The following is a 7,063-nucleotide window of genomic DNA, read 5'->3' as shown; positions in this document are numbered from 1 at the left end:
TCAGCAGAGCTCTTGCTGTACCGGGCTATCTCGTGGAGCTGGGATGGATTGAGATGGATGAAGGAGTTGTGAGTTTGCTCGATTCCCTTGTATTCCCCATAATGCTCCTTGCGATGCTCTCAGTAACACCCCTCGTCGGTTACCCTATGATGAAGGTGAGGTCAAAGCTCAAGAAGCTGGGGCTTCTGGATAGAGCTTTGGAAGCCTCTGCACATACAGGAAGAGGCAATGTAAAGAGATTGATTATATTCGGTCTCTTGACCTTCGCTAACTACTACTGGCTTTTCCGTGATCCAGAGTGGTGGCCACACTTCATAACCACCATTCCCCATGCTGACCCAGTCACTGGAGTAGCCCTCTCCGTCGGTGTGGTATTTCTCGCCATCTACTGGAGCTTCATTCACGGCAGCTTCGCACACGCCTTTCTTGACCTCATCAAGGTGTCAGCCCTGAAGGATGACTTGGCTAAATCCATAGCACAAAGCGGTTATGAGGGTATAGACAACTGGGCGGCGAAAATTGAAAAGGGTGTGAGAGCATGATACAATCTATCATTCGGTTTTTCGAGTCCCAGATAGAATATTTCGGAGAAGTCTTCGAGAAAACGGAGTGGCCCTACTGGTAATCCCCCATTTCAGCAAGTGCACATCGGATACATTTTACTTTTTCGTAATCCACCTCTTTTCTCTCATAACCCGGCTTACAGACCATAACAGGTGATTTGGTTTCAAATATGATTTCCCGGTAAGGGTCGCCGTGAATGAGCCTCTTAAGAAATCCCTTTTTCTCCATACCGAAAACTATTACGTCGGGATTCAAAACCTTTTCAAGCCTAAGAACTTCCTCTAAGATGTTGCCTAAGACAATCTTAACCTGCTTCACGTCAAGTCCTACTCCTTCCAGTCTATCTTTATAAAACTCAACGTACTTAGAGGCCTTCAATCTTAGCTTTGTGTAAATTTTCATCTCTTTCTCGTAGGAGGCTATGGGAGATATTTCAACGTTTATTCCGAAAACCAAGTAAACATCAGCCCTCAATCCGGCTTTTCCAAAGAAAACAAGTCTTTCTGCTGCCACCCTTCCGCACTCAGTGTCATCAATAACAAGAATCACTCTACCCCTCTCACTTTCATCGGTTTTCATAATCCCACATACCTCTTCCGATAAACTATTATAACTTCCAACCTTTATATAAGTTGCCTTTTAAAAATCCATGATTAAATGTTAAGAGTTAAAATAAAAAAATTTATCATTGAGTTGGTCAGAATTATAAATGGTGACAGGTGGATGGAGTACGTCTTGTGGTTGCTTTTGCTCTTTGTCTTTACACTCCTGATAGGAATCATCGCACCCATTTCTGGAGTGGGAGGAGGGGTGCTTTTTGTTCCCCTGACTACCGCCTTCTTCCCCTTCAACATTGATTTTGTCAGAGGTGCAGGTTTGGCAATCGCTCTTACATCTGCCCTCTCTTCATCTCCACGACTGATGGAGAAGGGACTGGCAAGTCTCAGAGCAGCCATTGTGATTGCGACAGTCTCAATAGCCTCATCAATTGTGGGGAGTGTTCTGGGGCTTTGGATTACGAACGAGATGCCAGAGGGGAAGCATTACATAACCATTGCCCTTGGCATCTCTCTTTTCTTCATCTTTGCGGTTATGGTTAAGAGCAAGAGGGTTGAGTTCCCAGAGGTAGAAAAGGTGGACAGTATATCGGAAAAACTTGATTTGTCGGGAAAATGGTATGAGCCTTCAAGAGGAGAGGTGATAGAATACAGATTGACGAGATTACCCTACTCTTTACCGGCTTTCGCTGGTGTTGGGCTTGTTGCCGGGATGTTTGGACTTGGTGCTGGCTGGGCAAATGTACCTGTTTTAAATCTTCTCATGTGCGCTCCATTGAGGGTTGCCGTGTCTACAAGTATGCTGATAATAACACTCAATGATGCTGCAGCGATGTGGGTTTACATTGCTAAAGGGGCTGTTTTACCTCTGATTGTTGTCCCGTCAGTTTTGGGTGTAACGATTGGGGCAAGAATAGGTGCGATGATTGCTGAAAGAGTTAGACCGAGAATTATCAGGATGGTTGTACTGGGAATCATGCTCTTTGCAGCTCTACTCGACATTGAAAAAGGTCTGGCAGGGCTGGGGGTGGTATAGTGGATGTCGAGGTTGCTGAGGAATACAGGACGTTTGCAAAGGTCGTTAGAATTTCGACAATAGCTGGTCTGATCGTGCTTATTGCATCATCCGTCATGTATTTGCTCGATATCGACCCCTTCGTTGAACCCGATAGGGTTGTGGAAACTTGGCATCTTCCAGCATCAGAGTTCTGGAAGGTGAATGTTGGTAAAGAAATGGAAAGCTACTCCGAGTTTCTCTACATTGAGCACCCCGACACGATAGCTGTTTTCTCGCTTTTTATCCTTGCTCTAACACCAGTCTTGGGTCTTCTCAGCATACTTCCCAAGCTGAAAGGGATTTACAGAATACTTGCTCTACTCGTAATTTCGGAACTGCTTTTTGGTGCGGTTAGACCTTTAATTTTGGGGGCTTTTGGAGAGTGATTACCACATGGGCCAGTCAGATTCGGCGAAAGCTTCACCCATTTCATCAAGCCAGCCATCCAACCACTGCTTTACTTTCCTAAGACTCCCAACTTCGACACTGTAAAGGTTAACAATTCCGAGTATCTCTCCTTCCTTCACTTCTCCGTCCGCTATGGGGTAGAAGATTACTTTGTTCGCATACCTTTCCTCCTCAACCTTCTGCAGTGGGATGTCTGAATACAGGTCAACAAATGCTCCGTAGGCGTGTCTCATTATACACATCGGATAGACTATGGTATTTCTCGGAATTCTGACCCTCTTTATCTTTATCAAGCAGGGTTCTCCGTATCTCACCTCTTTTCTCTCATCGGCAATCAGAACCTCCCAGCTTGCAGTAGCTGCCCTTTTGTATCCGAAAGGCTCAATGGTAACATTCTTTCTTATTACACCCTCACCGCTCTTGTAAACAAGATTTGCCTCCTTAGGCTCAAGTTCCAAAGGTATGCTGCTCAGCTTTTCTACACCAACAAAGTAAACATTTATGACCCCTATCAAATCTCCCTCCTCTATCCATCCATCTTCGACCCCGAGAAATATAGCCTGCTGTATTCTCTTCTCGTCCTCAACCCTGCTCGGTCTGCCAAGCTGCACGACATCAAGAACACTCCCATAGGCGTTCCTCATGAAAGACAGAGGCACTACGACAGTATTAGGGGGCAAGTCCACCTCTTTTATCCTGATCCTGACTATATCTCCCTTCTTCACCTTAACCCTCTCATCAGCAATCAGCAACTCCCAGACGCCAACGTGACTCCTTGTATAACCAAAGACCTTTGTTTTCATGCTCTCTCTGTAAATGTTGCCATTGTCTCTCCATGTTATATTCGCCTCGACGATCTCCTCTCTTAGCTCGACCTTTGGAGGCTTTAGAATGGGTATCCTCGATAGCAATCCGGTTTTAATGAAGAATACTTTCAGAACTCCAACGAGGTCTCCGGCTTTTATTACTCCATCATCCACTGGAACAAATAGCACCTGATCTATGCATTTCTCCTCCTCGACTCTATCCGGTATACCGCATTCTACAACGTCTATTACAGTGCCAAGTGCATGCCTCATTATATTAAGAGGACCTATAATTGTATTCTCTGGAATGTCAATTGTTCTTACATTTACAACTACCGGTTTTCCCTTTTCCACCTCGACATCCTCCTCAGCAATCAGAGTTTTCCATTGTGTGACCGGAGCCATTCTGTAGCCAAAGGGTTTCAGTTCCACGTTCAGTCTTTCAACCTTCCCACCCACCTGGTCTGCCCAATATAGCATCTTTACTTTCATGCTCTTCCCACACATAACAAAACAATTAACTGTTATAAAACTTTTTGTTCAAATAATTTTAAAAGTTTACCAGACTGGCCAGTCTGGTTCGTCGAAGGTTTTCCCCATTTCATCAAGCCAGCTACTCAGCCACTGTTTGACCTTACCAATCGGACTCAGTTCTACACTGTAAAAGTTCAGAACTCCAAGCATCTCCCCTTCTCTCACTTCTCCGTCCATCACAGGAAGGAAGACAACCTTTCGAATGTCTCCACCCTCCTCAACCTTCCATGGTGCACAATCGCAGAAAACATCAACAACCGTCCCATAGGCATGCCTCATTATGTGGAGTGGGTAGATTATGGTGTTCGGTGGAATCTCAACCTTCTTAACTCTCACCACCGTAGGTTCTCCGTATCTCACCTCTTTTCTCTCATCGGCAATCAGAACACCCCATTTCGCTACACTACTCCTCTTGTAACCGAAGGGTTCAATAGTCACCTCTTTCTTGATCACCCCTTCACCACTTCGGTAAACGATCCTTGCCCTTTCTGGTTTCTTATCTTCAATTACGCTCTTGACCTCGGTTAAGCCCACGTAATAAACATTGATAACACCAATCAGATCACCCTTTTCTATCTTTCCGTCCTCTATAGCGAGAAATATAGCCTGCTGTATTCTTTTCTCGTCCTCAACCCTCTTTGGTTCTCCGAGCTCAATCACGTCAAGAACCGTCCCGTAGGCATTCCTCATGATGCTGAGTGGGACAACAACCGTGCTTGGGGGCAGATTGATTTCTCTTATCTTAATGCGAACGATATCTCCCTTCCTTACAGTGACATCTTCATCAGCGATCAGTGTCTCCCACACACCTATGTGGCTGCGTGTATAGCCAAGAGCATCTATTTTAACTCTCTTCCGATAAACGTTCCCGTTATCCCTCCACGTAATATTTGCTTCGGTAATATCCCTCTTAATCTCCACCTTAGGAGGGTTCAAACCAAAAAGACGGGTTAATATTCCAGTTTTGATGTAGAAGACCTTCAAAACTCCAACTAAGTCATCCTTTTTAATTTCTCCATCCTCAACGGGAATGAACAAAACCCTGTCTATACACTTTTCATCCTCAACTTTTCCGGGAATTCCACACTCGACTACATCCTGAACTATGCCGAGAGCATGCCTCATTATGCTCAAAGGTCCAACCATCGTGTTTTCAGGAATGTCTATTGGCTTGATTCTCAGGATAACCGGCTTACCCCTTTCAACGCTAATATCCTCGTCCGCAATCAGCATTTCCCATTGTGTAACTGGCGCCATTCTGTAACCGAAGGGTTTGAGGTCTATCCCTGTACGCTCGATTTTTCCCCCAATCTCATCAAGCCAGTATGTCATCTCCACCTTCATACCACCACCTTCAAAATTTTAAATGATTATATGTTATATATTCTTTTCCTTTTTTGGTGTCTCTACGATCAATTTTAAATTTAATATTTTTGCTTAAAGTTTAAGTTCAAACTGTTTTAGCAACATACATGAAAATCGCACATATTTCAGACTTACACTTCGGAGAAGAGCTAATGAGGGGAAAGGTTGAGAAGGCAGTCAAGCAGATAAATGAAGCTGAACCTGACCTTGTTGTTATAACAGGAGATATTTCGTGCTGGGGAATTCATTCCGAAATGAGGGAGGCCTATGAAACCCTTATCGATTTGAAGCCCGATGTTGTAGCCGTGCCAGGAAATCATGATGCGAGGAATATCGGGCACGAGTTTTTCGAACTGTATTTTGGTGGGACGAAAAAGTATTACAAGAACGATATTCTTTCATTAATCGCAGCGGACAGCACACAGCCCGATTTGGATGATGGATACGTTGGATACGAGCAGAGAGAGTGGATAAGAAGCAAAATCAAAAAAGAAAAGTTCAATGTTCTTGCTCTGCATCACCACATAGTTCCAGTACCCAAAACGGGAAGAGAGAGGAATGTTCTCATAGACGCGGGAGAAATGGTGGAGTTGATAACCACAACTGGTATAACCGCTGTACTTGCTGGGCACAGGCACATGCCTTACTCGATAAGACTGATGAGGACGCACATAATACACGCAGGAACTCTCGGCTCGTTTAAAGTCCTCGGAATGCCAGATCAGAATTATAACATAATTGAAATCGAAAATGAAACGCTCACGCTAAAGCTCAGGTTCGTGGATTTTGGAGAAGTAGAGGTAGGGAGATTCACCATCAAAACGGAAACTCCTGAATCAATTGACATCTATCACAGGATTGCGAAACCAAAACGTGTCCTTTTCGTCTCAAAGGCCAATGATTGCAGAACGCAGATGGCTGAGGCTATTTTCAACAAAATCTCTCCCAACAACATGCTGGCTCTTAGTGCAGGTCTGGAGCCAGCAGATAGCGTTGATCTAAGGGCAATGGCTGTCATGAAGGAGCTCGATCTTAAAGTGAATGGAAAGCCGAGGAGGGTGAGTGAGAATATGCTGAAGGATTTTGATGTTATCATCGAATTCGACGATCTCGGACTTGGTGAACGCTGGGAAATCAAGAAACCTGAAGCTATCGAAGAATACAGAGAGGTTAGAAGAGAAATATGGGAAAAGGTTGAGGAGTTAGTCAGAAAACTTCTTTACTAAACAACAAAAACAGCAGCAGCAACAGCAGTTGTGCACTTCTCAACCTTTCCTTTTGCCGTAATGCTTAAGGTCTTAGCAGTGCCATTACCTTGAGTCTTTACCATTTCTGCAGCAAGCTTCTCAGCATGTCTCTCTGCTCCCTCATACCACTCTCCACTATGTTCAGCTATGTAGCCATTCAAGCTTCCATCGTCTGGTATTGCTGCTCCAATGCTTGCAAAAATCTCTTTACCGTCCTCGCAGCTTGTATATCTTGCCATGACACAGAAAACGATCTCTCCTGGATGTAGCTTTCTTAGCCCCTCGTCCTTGTCCACAACAATACAACCGGGTGGTAATATGCTACTAACGGGAACAAGATTGAACTTTTCTATCCCTGCATCCCTCAGTGCAAGCTCGAAACTCATAAGTTTGTCTTCATGCCTCCCTATTCCTGAAACAAAGAAAACTTCTTTCGGTATGAGCGCTGCTCTCCTTTCCATGCCTGCTCTTCTGCTATCAAAATTTAACATTTGCTGTTCAGAAAACAATTTGAAAAATTGTTCG

The 7,063-nt window shown here is 44.4% G+C and carries 7 protein-coding genes and 1 pseudogene; 4 read left to right on the top strand and 4 right to left on the bottom strand.

All coding sequences use genetic code 11. From position 1 onward, the window contains the following. A pseudogene (locus BP688_RS05530) lies at positions 1-542 on the top strand (sulfite exporter TauE/SafE family protein); the annotation flags it as partial. Positions 543-615: 73 nt separating this feature from the next. Here the strand turns inward: BP688_RS05530 and BP688_RS05525 are convergent. Continuing rightward, complete coding sequence (locus tag BP688_RS05525) at positions 616-1,143, bottom strand: universal stress protein (RefSeq protein ID WP_290596599.1); 528 nt, start codon at positions 1,141-1,143, stop codon at positions 616-618. Between the two features lie 114 nt (positions 1,144-1,257). On the opposite strand from BP688_RS05525, the gene BP688_RS05520 reads away from it, so the two are divergent. Further along, the gene (locus tag BP688_RS05520) at positions 1,258-2,157 is read left to right on the top strand and encodes a sulfite exporter TauE/SafE family protein (RefSeq protein ID WP_290596600.1); all 900 of its coding nucleotides are present in this window, start codon (positions 1,258-1,260) and stop codon (positions 2,155-2,157) included. Beyond that, a complete protein-coding gene (locus BP688_RS05515; protein ID WP_290596601.1) occupies positions 2,157-2,564 on the top strand; it encodes a hypothetical protein in 408 nt (135 codons plus the stop codon). Before BP688_RS05520 ends, BP688_RS05515 begins: the two co-directional genes overlap by 1 nt. Here the strand turns inward: BP688_RS05515 and BP688_RS05510 are convergent, their stop codons facing one another. Continuing rightward, positions 2,565-3,884: a DUF22 domain-containing protein gene (locus BP688_RS05510; RefSeq protein WP_290596602.1), complete on the bottom strand. Its 1,320-nt coding sequence runs from the start codon at positions 3,882-3,884 to the stop codon at positions 2,565-2,567. Between the two features lie 66 nt (positions 3,885-3,950). After that, a complete protein-coding gene (locus BP688_RS05505) occupies positions 3,951-5,270 on the bottom strand; it encodes a DUF22 domain-containing protein (RefSeq protein WP_290596603.1) in 1,320 nt (439 codons plus the stop codon). A 128-nt stretch (positions 5,271-5,398) separates the two neighbouring features. Here BP688_RS05505 and BP688_RS05500 point away from each other — a divergent pair, with 128 nt between their 5' ends. Next, positions 5,399-6,517 carry a metallophosphoesterase gene (locus tag BP688_RS05500; protein ID WP_290596604.1) on the top strand — a complete coding sequence of 373 codons (1,119 nt, stop codon included), beginning with the start codon at positions 5,399-5,401 and terminating at the stop codon, positions 6,515-6,517. Here the strand turns inward: BP688_RS05500 and BP688_RS05495 are convergent. Next, on the bottom strand, positions 6,514-6,999 hold the full coding sequence (locus BP688_RS05495; protein WP_290596605.1) for a pyruvoyl-dependent arginine decarboxylase: 486 nt from the start codon (positions 6,997-6,999) through the stop codon (positions 6,514-6,516). The two genes, BP688_RS05500 and BP688_RS05495, sit on opposite strands and share 4 nt — an antisense overlap. Positions 7,000-7,063 lie beyond the last annotated feature (64 nt).

The organism is Archaeoglobus sp. UBA230 (assembly GCA_002507545.1).
Taxonomy (GTDB): Archaea; Halobacteriota; Archaeoglobi; order Archaeoglobales; family Archaeoglobaceae; genus Archaeoglobus.
This window is presented reverse-complemented; position numbering and strand designations above follow the sequence as displayed.

Excerpts from the sequence above, each read along its gene's own strand:
- BP688_RS05525 (WP_290596599.1), bottom strand. The coding sequence starts at position 1,143 with ATGAAAACCGATGAAAGTGAGAGGGGTAGAGTGATTCTTGTTATTGAT.
- BP688_RS05510 (WP_290596602.1), bottom strand. The coding sequence starts at position 3,884 with ATGAAAGTAAAGATGCTATATTGGGCAGACCAGGTGGGTGGGAAGGTT.
- BP688_RS05505 (WP_290596603.1), bottom strand. The coding sequence starts at position 5,270 with ATGAAGGTGGAGATGACATACTGGCTTGATGAGATTGGGGGAAAAATC.
- BP688_RS05500 (WP_290596604.1), top strand. The coding sequence starts at position 5,399 with ATGAAAATCGCACATATTTCAGACTTACACTTCGGAGAAGAGCTAATG.
- BP688_RS05495 (WP_290596605.1), bottom strand. The coding sequence starts at position 6,999 with ATGGAAAGGAGAGCAGCGCTCATACCGAAAGAAGTTTTCTTTGTTTCA.